The sequence below is a fragment of the Dactylosporangium darangshiense genome, assembly GCF_039537565.1.
GTDB lineage: Bacteria > Actinomycetota > Actinomycetes > Mycobacteriales > Micromonosporaceae > Dactylosporangium > Dactylosporangium darangshiense.
Window position 1 is genome coordinate 61572 of the sequence record NZ_BAABAT010000012.1, and the last position, 17962, is coordinate 79533.

The window sequence follows — 17962 nt, forward strand, 5'->3', positions numbered from 1 at the left end:
CGGTAACCCGCGGCACCGAGCCGCTCGGGCGGATCCCCCATCACGTCGCCGGGTCGCTACGGGCCTCCAGCCGCTCATAACGCTGCCGAGCCGCTTGCGGGGTGCCCAGGCCGAGGCTCAGCGCGATGTCCTGCCAGGTCATTGCGCGGGCGCGGTCGCCACCCACGCGGTGCGCCACCTGGCCTGGCTGCGCCGCACCGACGAGGCGGCCGCGACCGCCCTGGCCGCCCTGTGGCATGCGCTGGACGACCACGCCCCCGCACCGGCCGGCGCCCTCACCTAGCGTCCACGCGACGCGAGACGAGCGCGCCGCCGCGGCGCCGGCTCGACCTAGTGAAGACCTCCGGCCGAGTACTCGGCCGGGGGTCCCCTGTCGGATCAGGCCTGCACTACTGCGCCGAGCACGTCAGGGCCGGCGGGTTGTTCGTGCCGGACCAGGTGCCGTTGAAGCCGAAGCTGGTGCTCTGCCCCGGGCTCATCCGGCCGTTGTAGCTGGCGTTCGTCGCCGTGACCGTGCTGCCGCTGGTCGTCAGGTTGGCGTTCCAGAAGCTGGACACGGTCTGCCCGTTGGCGAACGTCATCTTCACCGTCCACGTGCTGATGCCGACGGCACCCGCGGTCACGGTCACCGTCGCGCCGAAGCCGCCGTTCCACTCGGAGGTCTTCGCGTAGGACGCGGCGCACGAGCCGGCCGGGATCGACGCCGAGGGCGACGTCGAACGCGACGGCGACACCGACACCGACGGCGAGGGCGAGGTCGAGCGCGACGGGGAAGGCGACGTGGAGCCGCCGCCGCCCTGGCCGGTGAAGATCACGTCGCTGCACAGGTAGTACGACTGGTCCATGTGGCTGGCCTGCCAGACGGTGTAGATGACGTGGCGCCCGGTGCGGGTGCCGGCGTCGACCTGCGCCTGGTACTGCCCGGCCGGCGCGTACCGCCCGGTGCGCTGGATCAGCTCGAGGCTGTTCCACGTCAGCGGCTGCGTGGCCGGGTCGAAGCCCTGCTTGGTGATGTAGATGAGCAGGTAGTCGGCGCCGTGCTGCGCCTGGTCGGTCAGCGTGAGCGTGAACTTGTCCGGCTTCGTGGCGGCGACCCACGGCCCGACCGTGTCCAGTGAGGCGTAGAACCCGTTCTGGGTGCGCCCGCCGCTGCACAGCTGCCCGTCCGGGACCGCGGCCTGGTGGTTGCCGGCGACGCCCTCGCGGTACAGGCCGTTCCAGTTCCACATGGTGTTGGGGTTGGCCTGCCAGGCCTGTGCGCACATCGGGTCGGTGTCGGCCATGTGCGGGTTCTGGAAGTCCGAGCCCCAGCGGGCCCAGCAGCCGTAGTTGCGCGACGGCGGGTCGGTGAGCGAGCCGTGCGCCGAGACCGGCGCCGGCCGGTCGAGCACGACAAGGCCGAGGGCCGCGGTCAGCACGACCAGCCCCCCGACCGCGATCCGCCGGGCGATCGATGAAAGTTGCATCGGTACTCCTCGGGGTGCGCGCCCGCCACCGAAACCGAACGGGCGCGGCGGCGGCGCGGCTGACGACGAAAGAACGAGGTCAACGCGCGCGGCTCCCGCCGGGGAGGGTAGCCGATAAAGCGAAGAATGTGAATATCTCAGCTGACTGGTCGGGCGGTGCCTCCGACCTCGACCGCGCCGCCCCGCACGGTGGCGGTGACCGTCGCCGGCTCGCCGAGCGCGTCGCCCATGTCCACCGCGACGTCCGCGCCGAGGTACGCGGCCAGGCAGGCGGTGCTGTTGGCGTTGGCGATGTCCTCCGGCACGCCGATCGAGGGCGCGAACATGCGCGCGGCGGCCCGCCCGTCCGGGCCCGGCGGACTGTACACGTAGCAGCCGAGCAACGCCGGCACGGCGCGCAGCCGCTCCAGGTCCGGCGCCAGCGCGGCCAGTGCGGCCCGGGAGGCGACCGGGACGAGGAGCCGCTCGCGCCCGACCGAGGCCACGCACGGCGCACCGGCGAGATCTGCCGCGGCGAGCCCGAGCGCGCCGAGCACCTCGCCGGCCTCGTCGCCGGTGGGAGCGCGCAGGGTGACCGGGCCGGGGTCGAACGCCGCGTGACAGACCTCGCCGTCGAACGAGGCGCGACCGGCGAAGGTCCGGCCGCCGGCGCGCAGGGCGAGCTCGATGCGCCGCCCGGGCGCGCGGGCCGCGAGCACGGCGAGGGCGGCGACGGTGCCGTGGCCGCACGCGGGCAGCTCGCCTTCGGACGTGCAGAACCGCAGGGCGCCGGCCGCGCCGAGGAACACCGCGTGCGACGTGCCGGCCCGAACCGGCACCGCCCGCCGCTCGGCGTCGGTGAACGGACCGTCGTCGAGGACCGCGGTGGGGCTGCCACCGCGACCGTCGCGCAGGCAGGCGCGCACGATAAGCATGCGCAGCAGCCTAAGCCGGCTTGGTGGTGAAGATCGGCCAGGCGACCTCGGTGCGGTGGGCCGACTCGTCGTCGGTGTCGAACGCCGAGACCAGGTAGTGCTCCCGGATGGGGCCGCCGAGGCCGATCGGTGCCGCAGCGGGGCCGGCGCCAGGGCCGCCAGCAGTGCCGACTGGCCCGGCCCCAGCCCTCCGTTGCCGGCGCCCGCCACGACCGCGGCGGCCGGCGCCCAGCCCGGCGCCGTGGCGAACGCGAGCCCCGTGTAGCCGGCGGCCAGCGCCGCGCGACGCTGCGGCCTCCCCTTACGGGAGAGTCAACGGATGTCCTTGTCGATGGCGACGGCCAGCGCCTCGTAGGTCGGCGCGAGCTCGCGCAGCAGCGCCGCCGCGGTCTTGGTGTCGCCGGTCATCACCGGGTACTGCAGGCCGCCGACCAGCCGCGCCTGGTGCGTGGCGATCTCGGCCGCCTCGGCCAGGCCGAGCCCGTCGAGCGCGTCGGCGGCGTCAGCCAGGCGGCGCGCCCCGCAGCGGATCGCGAAGTGCACCAGGTGGCCGTGCACCCCGTCGGGCAGGCCGGCCTCGACCTGCGCCGCGAACGCCTGGACGCCCTCCGCGCCGCCCAGCGTCCCCGGCGGCGGGGTGCCGCCCTCGCCGCGCAGCCACGCCACCGCACCGGGCAGCGCGGCTCGCAGGGCGGTGTCCGCGCCCACCGCGCGGTCATGGTGGAAGTCGAAGCGGATGGTGTACTCCGTGCTGCGGTAGGCAATCGTCTCCGCCCGCCACGCGGCGAGGAAGTCCGCGACCGGCAGCGTCGCGTAGGGGAACCCGTGCGGGTCGTGGAAGCGCACGAGGTCGTCGTCGACCTCGAGCACGGCGACGAAGTGATCGGCGCCGATCGGCCCGTTCATGAACGGCTGATGCCGAAAGAGCCCCATCTCCACCGGCCCGACGAGCGCCGGCCGCCCGCTGCGCAGCGCCGCACGCAGCGTGGCCAGCGCCTCCGCACCGCCGGCCGCGCCCGTGCGCCGGAACGACCAGCCCAGCAGGCCGATCGCGTCGTCGAGCCCACGGTCGGGGTCCCAGCCGTACGGGTCGAAGAACGGCAGGCCGGCGAGCAGCTCGAAGCCGAACGGCGACCCGGTGAGGACCTCGAGCACGGCCGGCGGCGGCGCGCCCGGGCCGAGGACCATCGCGAGGGAGTTGGCGTAGCAGTACGGTCCCGATCCGATGTAGCGATCCATGCGCCCCACCCTGGACCTTCACCCAGGGGAAAGGTCAACGCGGCAGCGCGCCGCCCAGCACCGCGGCCACGGCGCGGCGCACCGCCTCCGGTGCGGGCGCCGGGCCGGTGCGGTCGGCGAAGAGCAGGTGGCCGGTGCCCACCAGCATCGCGCCGAGCGACTCCTCGTCGGCGCCGGCGGCGATGCGCCCGAGTTCGCGCTCTGCGCCGAGGTACCGCCCGATCATGATCGCGGCCTCGGTCAGCACCGGCACGCCGGCCGGCCAGGTGCGGCGCAGCCGCGCCCGCAGCTCGTCGCGGAAGGTGACCAGCGCGACGATGGCCACCGCGACCGAGCCGAACACGGCGGCGAGCGCGCCCGCGACGTTGTCGACGACGTCGCCGGTCCCGGCGGCGTCACGCAGCGCGGCGGCCTGCGCGTCCATCCGCTCGACGCGGTCGAGCACGAAGTCGGCCAGGAAGCCGTCGAAGTCCTCGAAGTGCTTGTGCAGCACCCCCTTGGCCACCCCCGCCTCGGCGGTGACCGCGCGGCTGGTCAGCCCGCTCGGCCCGTCGCGCAGCAGGATGCGGTCGGCGGCGTCGAACAGCTGCTCGCGTACGTCGCGGATGGCCACTCCGGTCGGCACCCAATCCCCTTACGTTTGCTTCCAGTTGGTGAGTGGGCGGTTGCCCACTAGAGTGGGCGCATGCCCACTCCTGCTTCGGACGAGGCCCATCGTCAACGAACGGTAGCCGAGTCGTTCGGCGAGGACGCCGAACGCTACGACCGCGCCCGCCCCGACTACCCGGCCGCGCTCCTCGAACGCATCCTCGACGGCCTGCCCGGCCGCGAGGTCCTCGACGTCGGCTGCGGCACCGGCATCGTCGCCCGCCAGCTGCAGGCGGCCGGCTGCACCGTGCTCGGCGTCGACCCCGACGAGCGCATGGCCGCCGCGGCCCGCCGCCGCGGCCTGGAGGTCGAGGTCGCCACCGTCGAGGCCTGGGACCCGGCCGGGCGCACCTTCGACGCCATGGTCGCCGGCCAGGCCTGGCACTGGGTCGAGCCGTCCGCCGGTGCGGCGAAGGCGGCCGCCGTCCTGCGCCCCGGCGGCCGGTTCGCCGCCTTCTGGAACGCCTTCGGCCCGCCGCCGGACCTGGCCGATGCCTTCGCCGAGGTGTTCGGCCGCGAGCTGCCCGACCTGCCGATGCTGCAGCGCTGGGCGGGTGGCCCGGACGCGTACGCGACGTTCAGCGCCCAGGCCGGCGAGGCCCTGAGCGCCACCGGAGTGTTCGCCGAGCCGGAGATCTGGCGCGTGCCGTGGGAGCGGACCTACACGCGCGCCGAGTGGCTCGACACCGTGCCCACCGTCGGCCTGCTCACCCGCGTGCCGCCCGAGCGCCTGGCCCCGGCCCTCGCAGGCATCGGCGCCGTCGTGGACTCGGCCGGCGGTTCGTTCGTGATGGGGTACACCACCGTCGCCCTCTCGGCCGTGCACTCCTGAAACCTCCGGCGCATATCGTGCCGCCTCTACTCGTAAGCTGTGCGCCATGACGACTCGGCGGCCGGCGGCGGTGGCGCTGGCCCTGCTGCTCGCAGCCTGCGACGCGGGCGGCCCGTCGGCGCACCCCGCGCCCGCGTCTACGGCGGCCGCGGGGGCCTCGGCCGCGTCGAGCGCGTCGCCGTCGCCGGCGGCGCCGGTGGAGCTGACCCTTGCCTTCGGCGGCGACGTGCACTTCACCGAGCGCACGGCCGCGCTGCTCAAGGATCCCGCGACCGCGATCGGGCCGATGACGGGCGAGCTGTCCGCGGCAGACCTCGCCGTCGTCAACCTGGAGACCGCGATCACCACGCGCGGGACGCCCGAGCCGAAGGAGTTTCACTTCCGGGCGCCGGCTTCGGCGTACCAGGCGATCAAGGCGGGCGGCATCGACGCCGTGTCGATCGCGAACAACCATGCGCTCGACTACGGGCGGGTCGGGTTCGGCGACACCCTCGACGCCGCCGCGGCCGCCGGGATGCCCGCGTTCGGGGGCGGGCGCAACGTCGACGAGGCGTACGCGCCGCTGATCCTGCCGGTGCGGGGCGTCCGCGTCGCGATCCTCGGGTTCAGCCAGATTCACACGCTCGCCGAGAGCTGGAAGGCCGGTCCGGACACGCCCGGGATCGCGCTGGCGTGGGACGTCCCGCGGGCCGTCGCCGCGGTCCGCAAGGCGCGCGAGCAGGCGGACCTCGTGGTCGTGTTCAACCATTGGGGTACCGAACGAGTCTCCTGTCCCAACGAGGACCAGAAGTCGTTCGCGCGCGCCCTGGCCGAAGCCGGCGCCGACATGATCATTGGGGCGCATGCGCACGTGCTGCAGGGCGACGGGTGGCTGGGCCGGACCTATGTGGCCTACGGGTTGGGCAATTTCGTGTGGTACGTCGGATCCGCCGACACCGGCGTCCTGAAAGTCCAGGTGCGCGGGCGGTCCGTGATCCGCGCCGACCTGCTCCCGGCGGTGGTGTCGTCCACGGGCCAGCCGAAGCCGCTCACCGGCTCCGCGGCCAAGGCCGCCACCGACCGCTTCGCCGCCCTGCGCCGCTGCACCGGCCTGTCCCCGAACCCGCCGGCCGCTTAGCACCGGCCGATTCGGCACTCGGCTGACGGACCGGTAACCCGTAGAGTCCACGGGGGCCAGGTCCGGCCGGCGGAGGGAGTCGCGTTGATCGGCGCGGGAACGGTGCTCGCCGGGCGGTACGAGATCGGCCGGCACATCGCCGGCGGCGGCATGGGTGACGTGTGGCAGGGGCTCGATCGGGTCCTGGGCCGCACGGTGGCGGTCAAGCTGCTGCGCGCCCCCTCGGAAGAGCCGATGTTCATCGAGCGGTTCCGGGCCGAGGCGCGCATCATGGCCACGATCAGCCACCCGGGCGTGGTCGACGTGTACGACTTCGGCGACGACCCGGCCGCCGGCGTATACCTCGTCATGAAGTACATCGAGGGCGAGTCCCTGGCGCGCACCCTCGACCGCGGCCCGCTGAGCCCCGAGGCGACGATGCGGCTCGTCGCCGAGGCCGCCGAGGCCCTGCACGCGGCGCACAGCAACGGCGTGATGCACCGCGACATCAAGCCCGGCAACCTGCTGATCCGCCCCGACGGCAGCGCCGTGCTCACCGACTTCGGCATCGCCCGCTCGGCCGCCGCGACCCACCAGACGTCGACCGGCCTGCTGCTCGGCACCGCGTCGTACATCGCACCGGAGCGCGCCGGCGGCCGGCCCGCGACCGCACAGTCCGACATCTACTCGCTCGGCGTCGTGGCGTACCAGTGCCTGGCCGGCCGGCTGCCGTTCGAGGGCGAGAGCCTGCTGCAGATCGCGCTGCGGCACGCCAACGACGAGCCGCCGCCGCTGCCGCGGGACGTGCCGCCCGGCGTGCGGGCGCTCGTGGCCCGGGCCCTGGCCAAGGACCCGGCGCAGCGCTGGCCCTCCGGCGCCGCCCTCGCCGCCGCGGCGCGCACCGCGGCGGAGCCCGCGCCCACCGTTTCCGAGGCCGCGCCCGTGCCACCGCCCGGCGACCGCTCGATCCTGCGGTCCCGGGGCCTGCTCGTCGCCGGCGCCGCCGTGGTGGCCGTCGTGGTAGCAGCGGCGGCCGCGCTGACGTTCGGCCGCGGCGACGACCCGCGCGACCCCGACCCGGCGGCGGCGAACCCGGGCGCCACGGAGGCGGACGCGGTGGGCGGCCTCAACGGCGTCCCAGCGGCCGGCGGCGGCGCGACCTCGTCGTCGGCGTCCGCCGGCATCGGCGCGCCCGCGGCACCCGGCGCCACCGGCTCGGCGCGCGCCGGGGCCAACGGGGTGCCCGCCGTACCGTCGAATCTGACCGCGACCCCGGTCAGCGCCACCACCATCCGCCTGCAGTGGGCGGACAACTCCGCGAACGAGACCGGCTTCAGCGTCCTCAACGGCGCCGCGTCGAGAAACGCCGCCGCGAACGCGACGTCGCTCAACTGGGACGGCCTGGCTCCCGACACGCGCATGTGCTTCAAGGTGCGCGCCTTCAACGCCTCCGGCGCGTCGGCGTACTTCCCGGCGGCGCAGGGCGACTGGGTCTGCGCCATCACCCAGCCCGGCACCGGCCCGGCGGCGCCCTCCGGCCTGACGGCGACCCCGACCGGCCCGACCGCCGTCCGCCTGCAGTGGAACGACAACTCCTCCGACGAGACCGGCTTCACCGTCATCAACGGCTCCGCATCGCACAGCACCGGCGCGAACGCGACGTCGTACACCTGGACCGGCCTGAACCCGGGCACCTACATGTGCTTCAAGGTGCGCTCGTACAACGCGGCGGGCGTCTCGGCGTACTCCCCGCCCGCCCAGGAGGACTGGACCTGCACCACGACGCCGGCCGCCTAGTACCGCAACGGCAGCCCGCCTCAGCCACTACCGACGACGCGGCCACCCACTCACCTGTGCCAGTCAGCGGGCGGGGCCGAACCACCTCGGGAGGTGGGCGAGCAGGTCCTGCTGGTCGTCGCCGGCCCACGCCACGTGGCCGTCGGGGCGCAGCAGTGCCGCTGGCGCGTCCAGCTCCTCGCTGACGTCGACGACGTGGTCGACCCGGTCCGACCAGCCCTCGACCGACAGGCGGCCGGTCTGGTCCAGCAGCAGACCCCGGCCGGCGCGCGTCAGCTCGTAGAGGCGGGCCCGCTCGAGGTGGATGTCGCGCAGCCGGCGGCCGAGCAGGTGGTGGCCCTCGCCGAAGTCGTAGCGCACGCCGATCGCGGTGATCTTCTCGATGAGGTACCGGTTCACCTCCTCGAAGTCCATCAGCTGTGCGAGCAGGCGGCGTACCGACTGCGGGCCCGGCTCGGTCGAGAGCAGGACCATCTGGGCGCGGGTGTTGTCCAGCACGTCGGCGGCGACTGGGTGCCGCTCGGTTTCATAGCTGTCGAGCAGGCCCTCGGGCGCCCAGCCGCCGATCGCCGCGGCCAGTTTCCAGCCGAGGTTGAACGCGTCCTGGAGGCCGAGGTTCAGGCCCTGGCCGCCCATCGGCGGGTGGACGTGCGCGGCGTCGCCGGCCAGGAACACGCGCCCGGCCCGGTACCGCTCGGCCTGCCGGGTGGCGTCGCCGAAGCGGGACAGCCAGCGCGGCGAGTGCACGCCGAAGTCGGTGCCCGCGTAGCGCTGCAGCTGCCGGCGGAACTCCTCCAGCGTCGGCGCGACCGCGCGGTCCTCGGCCAGGCCCTCGGCCGGCACGACGACGCGGTACGCGCCGCCGCCGACCGGGCCGAGGCCGAACATCTTCTGGGTCCGGCGGATCTCGGCGACGACGGCGGTCACCGTCTCCGGCGCCGCGGTCACCTCCATCTCGCCCAGCAGGATCTCGACCCGGGCGGGCTCGCCGGGGAAGGCGACGCCGGACAGCTTGCGCACGGCGCTGCGGCCGCCGTCGCAGCCGACGAGGTACCGCGCGCGCTCCCGCGAGCCGTCGGCCAGCTCGGCCGTGACCCCGTCGTCGTCCTGGCGCAGCCCGACCACCTCGCAGCCGCGCCGGATCTCGGCGCCGGCCTCGGCGGCGTGCTCCTCCAGCAGCCGGTCGGTGGTCGTCTGCGGTACACCGAGGACATAGCCGTGCGCCGTGTCCATCCGCTCGGGCCACGGCTTGTCGATGGCGGCGAAGAAGCCGCCGGCCGCGTGCTTCGTGCCCGCCTCGAGGAACCGTTCGAGCAGCCCGCGCTGGTCCAGCACCTCGATGCTGCGCACGTGCAGCCCGAGCGACCGGACGAACTTCGTCGGCTCGGTCTCCTTCTCGAGCACCAGCACGCGTACACCCTGCAGCCGCAGCTCGGCCGCGAGCATCAACCCGGTCGGCCCGCCGCCGGCAACGATCACGTCGAACACGGAATCCCCCCAAATGCGCGCGAATCCGGAATTTCGCGGATTCTTGGCTTCGGCGGACGATTCTGCGTCACGACCCCGGCCTTGCCGCAAGCCCCTGGTCGCCCGGTATGTTGCAATGGGAAGCGCCGGACCACGGTGACTCGACTCGTGGCCCGGCGCTGGTTCGTGGGGGACGGTTACTGGTACAGCACCGCCGTGATCTTCGGGTCGTCGACGTTGGACTTGTCGTACCAGTAGAAGCCCGTGTCGATGGTCTTCTCGACCTTCTGGCCCTTGATGACGGCGACCGCGGCCTTCACCGTCTCGTAGCCGATGCCGACCGGGTTCTGGGTGATGGCGCCGGCCATCGCGCCGGACTTGATGGCGTCGATCTGGTCCTTGCCCGAGTCGAAGCCGACAATCGTGAGCTTGCCGTTCATCCCCTTCTCCTGCACGGCGTGCACCACGCCGATCGCGGCGCCCTCGTTGGAGCCGTAGATGCCCTTGAGGTCCGGGTTGGCGGTGATGATCGCCTTGGCGAGGTCGGTGGCCTTGAGCGGGTCGCCGCTGTACTGCGTGTCGACGATCTGGATCTTCGGCTCGTTCTTCTTGATGTAGTTGACGAAGCCGTCGCGGCGCTGGACGCCGGTGACCGACGTCTGGTCGTGGATCACCAGTGCGATCTTGCCCTCGTGGCCGATCGCCTCGGCCATGTGCTTGGCGGCCTCGGCCGCGGCGGCGAGGTTGTCGGTGGAAGCGGTGGTGACCGGCACGTCGCTGTCCACGCCGGAGTCGAACGCGACGACCGGGATCTTCTCGTTCTTGGCCAGCGTCATGAGCGGGGCGGCGGCCTGGCTGTCGATCGCGGCGAAGCCGATCGCGTCGGGGTGCTTGTCGATGACCGTCTGCAGCAGCTGGATCTGCTGCTCGACGTTGCCCTCCTCCTTGGCGCCCTCGAACGTCACCTTGACGTTGAACTCCTTGCCGGCCTGCTCGGCGCCGGCCTTCACGGCCTGCCAGAACTGGTGCTGGAAGCCCTTCGAGATGAGCGCGACGTACGGTTGCTTGTCGCCGCCGCCCCCGCCGGAACCGGGCTTGTCCGCGGCGTCCGAGCAGGCGCCGAGGGCTAACGTGACGAGCGTCGCGCCGAGCAGCGCGGTGAACGCCTTTCTCTGCATGGAACCGTCTCCATTCGCAACGTGGGGGGTGTGATTAGGCGCGTTTCCTGCGCAGCATGTCGACGTAGACGGCAACGATGATCACGCAGCCGACGACGACTGACTGCCACTCCTGCGGTACGGCGGTGACCCGCAGGCCGTTGGTGAGCACGGCGACGATGAGCGAGCCGACCACCGTGCCGGCGATCGAGCCGCGGCCGCCCTGTAGCGAGGTGCCGCCGATGACGACCGCGGCGATGGCCTCGAGCTCCAGGCCTTGGCCGCCGACCGGCTGCGCGGAGCTCAGCCGGGAGGCGGCGAGCACGCCGGCGACGCCGACGAACAGGCCGGACAGCGTGTAGATGGTGATCTTCCAGCGGGCGACGTTGACGCCGGACAGGGCGGTCGCGGCCTCGTTGCTGCCGATCGAGAAGGCGTAGCGCCCGACGATCGTCTTGCCCAGCACCGCCGCGGCCACCACGGTGAGTACCAGGAAGATGGCGACACCCAGCGGGAACCGGGCGCCCGGGATCACCGAGTAGTTCATGAGCAGCTGGAAGTCGGGGTGTTCCTTGAAATAGATGGGCTTGGTGCCAGAGATGACCAGCGCGAGCCCGGCGGTGACGAGCATCATGCCGAGCGTGGCGATGAACGGCGGCAGGCCGAGCACCGACACGTTGAGGCCGTTGACGAAGCCGATCAGGCCGCCGAAGAGGATCGCCGCGGTCACGCCGAGCCAGACCGGCCAGCCCCAGTACGTCAGGAAGACCCCGGTCATCACCCCGCACAGGATCATGCCGGTGCCGATGGACAGGTCGATGCCGCCGGCGACGATGACGAACGTGGTGCCCAGGGCCAGGATCCCGGTGACCGTGGCGGCCACGAGGATGCCGATGAGGTTGCTCGTGGTGAAGAAGTAGGGGCTGGCGAACGAGAAGAACACCAGGATCGCGATGAGGCTCACCAGGGCCAGGAGCTGCTGCACTGAGCCGCGGATCCGGGCGACGATCGGATTGTTGACCGGGATCGAGGTCACGGGGTCACCGCTCCTTCGGCGCCGAAGCGCGTGGCAAAGTCCATGATGTTTTCCTGGGTGGCTTCGGCGTTGTCGAGGACGGCGGTGATGCGCCCCTGGCACATCACCGCGATGCGGTGCGACATGCGCAGCACCTCGGGCAGCTCGGAGGAGATCATGATGATCGCCTTGCCCTCCGCGGCGAGCTCGTCGAGCAGCGCGTAGATCTCGTCCTTCGCGCCGACGTCGATGCCGCGGGTCGGCTCGTCGAAGATGAGCACGTCGCAGTCGCGCACGAGCCACTTCGCGACGACGGTCTTCTGCTGGTTGCCGCCGGAGAGGTTCTGCACCAGCTGCCCGGTCGACGGGGTGCGGATGCGCAGCTTGGTCACGTACTCGGCGGCGGTGCGGCCGATGAGCCGGTCGGCGACGACGCCGGCCGGCCCGGCGAAGCGGAACATCGAGGCCAGCACGACGTTGTCGCGAACGCTGCGGCCGAGCAGGACGCCGTAGCGCTTGCGGTCCTCGGACAGGTAGCCGATGCCGGCCTTGGCCGCGTCGGCGGGGCTGGCGATCGCGACCTCCCGGCCGTGCACGACGACGGTGCCGCCGTCGCGGCGGTCGGCGCCGACGAGGGCCCGCGCGACCTCGGTGCGCCCGGCGCCCATCAGGCCCGCGAAGCCGAGGATCTCCCCGCCGCGCACCTCGAAGCTGACGTCGCGCAGCAGCGCCTTCGTGCGCAGCCCGCGCACCGTCAGCACCGGCTCGCCGTCGCGCACTGCGCCGCGCGGGCGCTGCTCGCCGGTGATGGTGCGCCCGACCATCAGCGAGATGACCTGCGGGATGCTGGTCGTGGCGGTGTCGAGCGTGTCGACGTACCGCCCGTCGCGCAGCACCGTGATCCGGTCGGTGATCTGGCCGAGCTCGTGCATGCGGTGCGAGATGTAGATGACGCCGGTCTGCGGGGTGACGAACCGGCGGATGAGGCCGAAGAGCGTGTCCACCTCGACCTCGTTCAGCGCCGCGGTCGGCTCGTCCATGACGAGCACCCGGGCGTTGAAGCTCAGCGCCTTGGCGATCTCGACCATCTGCTGTCGCGCCACGGTCAGGTCGCCCACCAGGTCGGTGGGCTCCAGCGGCAGCCCGAGGCGCGCCAGCAGCTCGCGCGTGCGCCGGTTCAGCGCGCGCTCGGAGAGCAGGAAGCCGCCGGCGCGCGGCTCCCGGCCGATGTAGATGTTCTGCGCGACCGTGAGGTCGGGCATCAGGTTGAGCTCCTGGTGGATGACCGAGATGCCCAGCTGGTGCGCGTGGTGCGGGTTCCTCGGCGTGTACTGCTGCCCGTCGAGGTAGAACTCGCCCGCGTCGGGCTTGTCGATGCCGGACAGCAGCTTCATCAGCGTCGACTTGCCGGCGCCGTTCTCGCCGACCAGGGCGAGGACCTCGCCGTGGCGCAGCTCGAGGTCGACGCCGTCGAGCGCCTGCACGCCGGGGAAGCTCTTGCTCGCCCCGCTCACCTGCAGTAGTGCCGCCATCACGCGCTCCCCGGAACATCCGATGTCTGGGCACGCCAGTAGGTGCCGCCGGGGAACGTGAACTCGGCGAGGGTCGAGTCGAGCATCTGGCCGCTGTAGCCGGCCTGCTCCGGCAGCACGTAGTGCCCGTCGCGCACGACGCACGGGTCGGTGAAGTGCTCGTGCAGGTGGTCGACGTACTCGGTGACCCGGTGCTCCAGCGACCCCGACACCGCCACGAAGTCGAAGATCGACAGGTGCTGGACCAGCTCGCACAGCCCGACCCCGCCCGCGTGCGGGCACACCGGGACGCCGAACTTGCGGGCCATGAGGTAGACGGCGAGGATCTCGCTGACCCCGGCCAGGCGGGCCGCGTCGAGCTGGCAGTAGTCGATCGCGCCGGCCTGGAACATCTGCTTGAACAGCACCCGGTTCATGCCGTGCTCGCCGGTGGCGACCCCGATCGGGGCCACCGCCCGGCGGATCGTGGCGTGGCCGAGCACGTCGTCGGGGCTGGTCGGCTCCTCGATCCACAGCGGGCGGAACTCGGCGAGGCGGCCCACCCACTCGATCGCCTGCGACACGTCCCAGACCTGGTTGGCGTCGATCATCAGGTCGAAGTCCCAGCCGATGACCTCGCGGGCGATGCGCAGCCGGCGCACGTCGTCGTCGATGTCGCGCCCGACCTTGAGCTTCAGGTGGCGGTACCCCGCGTCGAGGGCCTCCTTGAGCAGCCGGCGCAGCTTGTCGTCGTCGTACCCGAGCCAGCCCGCGCTCGTGGTGTAGCACGGGTAGCCGCCGCGCTCGCGCAACTCGGCGATGCGCTGCGCGCGGGTCGGCTCCATCTCGCGCAGCATGGCCAGGGCCTCGTCGGGCGTGATCGCGTCGGAGACGTACCGGAAGTCGGTCGCCGCGACGAGCTCCTCCGGCGTCATCTCGGCCAGCAGCCGCCACAGCGGCTTGCCGGCCCGCCGGGCCGCGAGGTCCCACAGCGCGTTCACCACCGCCGCGAGGGCGAGGTGCACGACGCCCTTCTCGGGGCCCAGCCAGCGCAGCTGCGAGTCGGCGCCGAGCTGGCGGTACGCGCCGCCGAGGTCGGCGCACAGCTCGTCGGTGTCCCGGCCGATCAGCGGCAGCGCCCGCTGCCGTGCGGCCTCGACGACGAGGTCGGTGCCGCGTCCGATGGTGAAGGTGAACCCGTATCCGGCCAGGCCGGGGTCGTCGGTCAGGAGTTCGACGTAGGCCGCCGAGTAGTCGGCGTCCGGGTTCATCGCGTCGGACCCGTCGTGCTCGAGCGAGGTCGGGAACCGCACGTCATGGACCCGTACCGCGGTGATCATCGGCATACGCACGCTCCGTCGGCGAGTGATCCGATCTATTGGTGCGGAACCATAGCAGCGCCATCCCATCTGTGAACCCATGTTTCCCCGCTTTCTCCCGCCGAATGGCGCTGTATTACGCCGATTTGGCCCCATCGTTGCGCGAAAATGTTGAGTATTGATCGGATGATTCAGCGATCACCGGTCGGATGTTTCCCGGAAACGCGCACGTAACGTAGTGGCGCAACCGCGCCCCGCAACCTGTTCGTTAGGTTGATTGACCTCGGTCATTCATCGGATGTCTACTGCGCCGGTGCGCACGCGAAACCAATCGGAAATCCGTGCTCGAGCGGTCGCGACGGCCCTGGCCGCCGCCGCAGTGTTCGCGCTGCCCGGCTGCGCCGGCGGCACCGACAACCATGTGAGTGACTCGGGCGGGCCCATCACCGTGTGGGTCGACCCGCCGCGGGTGCCCGCCGTCGACGCCTTCCGCAAGGCGTACCCGGACATCCCCGTCCAGGTCACCACCATCAACGGCAACGTCGGCAGCACCGAGCTGCAGCAGAAGTTCGTGCTGTTCAACCAGGCCGGCAAGGGCTGGCCCGACGCGATCTTCTTCCCCTCCAACGACGACATCGCCTGGGCGGCGAGCTCGAAGATCAACTACGTCCGGGACATCGGGCAGAACCTCGGCGACATCATCCCGGAGTACCCCGCCAGCGTCATCGCACAGTGCCGCATCGACGGGCGGGTGCGCTGCCTGCGCAACGACGCCGCCCCCGACGTGCTGTGGTACGACGCCGAACTGTTCCGCCAGTGGGGCTACCTGCCGCCGGCCACCTGGGAGGACTACGAGCGGCTCAGCCTCGCCATCGCGCAGGACCACCCGGGCTACCTCACCGGCTTCCTCGGCGACGCCTACGCCCCCGACCGCTACCTGTGGGCCAGTGGCTGCCCGACCAACGAGCGGATCAGCGAGAAGCAGGTGCGCATCGAGCTCACCGACAACCGCTGCACCCGCATCCGCGACCTGCTGACCCGCCTCGTCGACGCCGGCGCCGTCTCGCCGTCGGGGATCTTCTCTCCGGACGCCGCCGCCCTCGGCCGGCGCCTGGCGATGAGCCCGGGCGCGGTGTGGTGGGGCAACTTCCTGTTCCGCGACACGTGGAAGGTCGACCCCGGCCGGATCACCGCCGCCGCGCCGCTGCGCTGGGCCGGCGACGACGCGCCGGCGACCAGCTCCGAGGGTGGCGGGCTGTGGGGCTTCTCCCGGCACATCACCGGCGTGCAGCTGCAGAACACGCTCACCTTCGCCCGGTTCGTGGCCACCGACCCGCGCTGGCAGGTCGAGCTCTCCGTCGGGCTGCCCGCCTACGGCCCGCTGCAGCAGCCGTGGCTGACCAAGCAGCGCCAGGCCGGGTACCTGGCGAAGTTCGACACCGCCGCCGCGGCGTTCGTCCTCGCCTCCACGATCGTGCGCTCCGGGCGGGACTACACGCGGTACAACACCGGCACCGTCTGGACCCACACGATCACGCCCGCCCTCACCTCCGGCCAGCCCTTCGCCCGCGCCTGGGACACCTTCGGCCAGCGGCTCACCAGCGAGGCCCGGTCCTTCGGCTACGCGGTGCGCGCCGGCCCCTGACACCCCAGAATCGAGAACCCGTCGTGACCACCACGCTCCAGCTGCGCACGCTCGACGCGCAACCGCGACACCATGCGGCCCGGCCCCGCCCGCGCGGGCGCGGCCACCGCCCGGAGCGGCGCTTCGGCGTGCTGCTCATCGCGCCGTACGCCGCCCTGCTGCTCGTCGCCGGCGTCGTGCCCACCGGGTACGCCGTGGTCAAGAGCCTGCAGAACGAGTCCGAGACCGGCTTCGGCGGCATCAGCAGCTACACCCGCGTCGCCGGCGACTTCCGCTTCCTCGAGACGTTCGTCAACGTCGGGCTCACCCTCGCCATCTGGCTGCCGCTCATGCTCGCCGTCGTGGTGCTGCTGGCGCTGCTCATCGACGCCCGGCCCGGCCGCTTCGGCGCGTGGATGCGCTTCGTGTACTACCTGCCCGGCGCCCTGGCCGGGATCGCCAACTTCATGCTGTGGCTGTTCCTGCTCAACCCCGGGCAGAGCCCGATCTCCTTCCTGTGGCACGGGTTCGGGTACCGCAACCTCAGCGAGGTCGCCCAGCCGGGCAACCTGCCGGTCATCCTCGCCGCGATGCTGTTCTTCCAGGGCGCCGGCACGTGGGTCGTCGTGCTCAACGGCGGCCTCAACGGCATCCCCGACACGCTGCTGGAGTCCGCGCGGCTGGACGGCGCGTCGGCGTGGGACGTCGCGTGGCGCATCAAGCTGCCGCTCATCCGGCCGTGGCTGGGCTACATGACGCTGCTCAACGTCGCATACGGCTTCCAGCTGTTCCTCGAGCCGCAGGTGCTCAGCCAGGTGACCCACGGCATGATCTCTCCACAGTGGACGCCCAACCAGCTGAGCTTCACCTACGCCTACCAGATCCTGGACACCCCGGCCGCGGCGGCGATGTCGGTGATCCTGCTCGTCATCACCCTCGCCCTCGGCCTGCTGATCGTCTCCCGCACCCGGCTCTTCGACGACGGACGGTGAAGCGTGCCGACATCCAGCACCATGCGCATCGGTCGGACCGGCCGCGTCGTGACCCTGCTGCTGTTCGCCGTGGCCTTCGGCTACCCGCTCATCGCCTTCCTCACCGTCGGCTTCCGCCACGACGACGGCGGCGGGCTCGGCGCGCTGTCGCTGGGCAACGCCCGCGCCAACTGGGACGACGTGCTCGCCTTCAACAACGGCGTCTTCCTGCGCTGGCTCGCCAACTCCGTGGTCGTGGCCGGCGGCGGCTCGCTCGTGGCCGTGCTGTGCGCGCTGCCGGCCGGCTACGCCATCGCCCGGCTGCGCTTCACCGGCCGCCGGCTGGTGCGGTTCCTCACCCTGCTGGTGATGGTCGTGCCCAACACCGTGCTGGTCATCCCGCTGTACCTCGAGGCGAGCGCGGTCGGCGCGGTGAACAACATCTGGGTGGTCACGCTGCTCATGGGCTTCCACCCGTTCGGGGTCTACCTGTCCTACATCCACTTCACGACCACGCTGCCGATGCAGATGATCGAAGGGGCGCGCCTGGACGGGCTGCGCGAGGCCGACATCCTGCTGCGCATCGCGCTGCCGCTGTCCAAGCAGGCGGTCGCCCTCGTGGCCTTCTTCAGCTTCGTGGCCAACTGGACCAACTTCTTCCTGCCGCTGGTGCTGCTGCCGCTGTCGGACACCAACACCGTCTCCGTCGGGCTGCAGCAGCTGGTCTCCTCCAGCCCGCTCTACGACCCGACCAACGCCAGCGGGCTGGACGTGCGCCTCTACGCTCCGCAGCTGGCCCTGGCGACGCTGGTCACGGCGCTGCCGGTGCTCACGGTGTTCGTGCTGGCTCAGCGGTACCTCATCCGCGGCCAGATGCTCGGGGCGCTGAAGGGATGACGGGCCCCG

The 17962-nt window shown here is 72.2% G+C and carries 16 protein-coding genes; 7 read left to right on the forward strand and 9 right to left on the reverse strand.

The annotated features are described in order from the left end of the window. Positions 1–94 precede the first annotated feature (94 nt). Positions 95–283, forward strand: a complete 189-nt coding sequence (locus tag ABD901_RS22965; protein WP_345129175.1) for a hypothetical protein — start codon at positions 95–97, stop codon at positions 281–283. 106 nt (positions 284–389) lie between these two features. Here the strand turns inward: ABD901_RS22965 and ABD901_RS22970 are convergent, their stop codons facing one another. From ABD901_RS22970 to ABD901_RS22985, 4 genes are all read right to left on the reverse strand, one after another. Then, a complete protein-coding gene (locus tag ABD901_RS22970) occupies positions 390–1466 on the reverse strand; it encodes a lytic polysaccharide monooxygenase auxiliary activity family 9 protein (protein ID WP_345129176.1) in 1077 nt (358 codons plus the stop codon). Between the two features lie 137 nt (positions 1467–1603). Continuing rightward, positions 1604–2380: a PhzF family phenazine biosynthesis protein gene (locus ABD901_RS22975; protein ID WP_345129177.1), complete on the reverse strand. Its 777-nt coding sequence runs from the start codon at positions 2378–2380 to the stop codon at positions 1604–1606. A 312-nt stretch (positions 2381–2692) separates the two neighbouring features. Beyond that, the gene (locus ABD901_RS22980; RefSeq protein ID WP_345129178.1) at positions 2693–3619 is read right to left on the reverse strand and encodes a hypothetical protein; all 927 of its coding nucleotides are present in this window, start codon (positions 3617–3619) and stop codon (positions 2693–2695) included. Between the two features lie 34 nt (positions 3620–3653). After that, the gene (locus tag ABD901_RS22985; protein ID WP_345129179.1) at positions 3654–4244 is read right to left on the reverse strand and encodes a TetR/AcrR family transcriptional regulator; all 591 of its coding nucleotides are present in this window, start codon (positions 4242–4244) and stop codon (positions 3654–3656) included. Positions 4245–4304: 60 nt separating this feature from the next. Here ABD901_RS22985 and ABD901_RS22990 point away from each other — a divergent pair, with 60 nt between their 5' ends. The 3 genes from ABD901_RS22990 (at position 4305) to ABD901_RS23000 (ending at position 7992) form a co-directional block, all read left to right on the forward strand. Then, positions 4305–5099 carry a class I SAM-dependent methyltransferase gene (locus ABD901_RS22990; RefSeq protein ID WP_345129180.1) on the forward strand — a complete coding sequence of 265 codons (795 nt, stop codon included), beginning with the start codon at positions 4305–4307 and terminating at the stop codon, positions 5097–5099. Between the two features lie 46 nt (positions 5100–5145). Beyond that, entirely contained in the window at positions 5146–6216 is a 1071-nt protein-coding gene (locus tag ABD901_RS22995; RefSeq protein WP_345129181.1) for a CapA family protein, read from the forward strand. 84 nt (positions 6217–6300) lie between these two features. Further along, positions 6301–7992 carry a protein kinase domain-containing protein gene (locus ABD901_RS23000; RefSeq protein ID WP_345129182.1) on the forward strand — a complete coding sequence of 564 codons (1692 nt, stop codon included), beginning with the start codon at positions 6301–6303 and terminating at the stop codon, positions 7990–7992. 63 nt (positions 7993–8055) lie between these two features. Here ABD901_RS23000 and rox read toward each other — a convergent pair whose 3' ends face one another. From rox to ABD901_RS23025, 5 genes are all read right to left on the reverse strand, one after another. Beyond that, positions 8056–9480 carry a rifampin monooxygenase gene (rox, locus tag ABD901_RS23005; protein WP_345129183.1) on the reverse strand — a complete coding sequence of 475 codons (1425 nt, stop codon included), beginning with the start codon at positions 9478–9480 and terminating at the stop codon, positions 8056–8058. 176 nt (positions 9481–9656) lie between these two features. Then, on the reverse strand, positions 9657–10637 hold the full coding sequence (locus ABD901_RS23010) for an ABC transporter substrate-binding protein (RefSeq protein WP_345129184.1): 981 nt from the start codon (positions 10635–10637) through the stop codon (positions 9657–9659). A gap of 34 nt (positions 10638–10671) precedes the next feature. Continuing rightward, positions 10672–11652: an ABC transporter permease gene (locus ABD901_RS23015; RefSeq protein ID WP_345129185.1), complete on the reverse strand. Its 981-nt coding sequence runs from the start codon at positions 11650–11652 to the stop codon at positions 10672–10674. Continuing rightward, positions 11649–13163: a sugar ABC transporter ATP-binding protein gene (locus ABD901_RS23020; RefSeq protein ID WP_345129186.1), complete on the reverse strand. Its 1515-nt coding sequence runs from the start codon at positions 13161–13163 to the stop codon at positions 11649–11651. Before ABD901_RS23020 ends, ABD901_RS23015 begins: the two co-directional genes overlap by 4 nt. Continuing rightward, positions 13163–14488 (reverse strand): L-fuconate dehydratase, encoded by a 1326-nt coding sequence (locus tag ABD901_RS23025; protein WP_345129187.1) that lies wholly within the window; start codon positions 14486–14488, stop codon positions 13163–13165. The genes ABD901_RS23020 and ABD901_RS23025 overlap by 1 nt, the downstream gene beginning before the upstream one ends. A 286-nt stretch (positions 14489–14774) precedes the next feature. Between ABD901_RS23025 and ABD901_RS23030 the strand changes: the two genes are divergently transcribed. From ABD901_RS23030 to ABD901_RS23040, 3 genes are read left to right on the forward strand one after another with little or no spacing between them, the layout of a single operon-like run. Then, entirely contained in the window at positions 14775–16106 is a 1332-nt protein-coding gene (locus tag ABD901_RS23030; protein ID WP_345129188.1) for an ABC transporter substrate-binding protein, read from the forward strand. A 23-nt stretch (positions 16107–16129) separates the two neighbouring features. Continuing rightward, a complete protein-coding gene (locus tag ABD901_RS23035) occupies positions 16130–17077 on the forward strand; it encodes a carbohydrate ABC transporter permease (protein ID WP_345129189.1) in 948 nt (315 codons plus the stop codon). Positions 17078–17098: 21 nt separating this feature from the next. Further along, positions 17099–17953 carry a carbohydrate ABC transporter permease gene (locus ABD901_RS23040; protein WP_345129190.1) on the forward strand — a complete coding sequence of 285 codons (855 nt, stop codon included), beginning with the start codon at positions 17099–17101 and terminating at the stop codon, positions 17951–17953. The last annotated feature ends 9 nt before the right edge of the window (positions 17954–17962 follow it).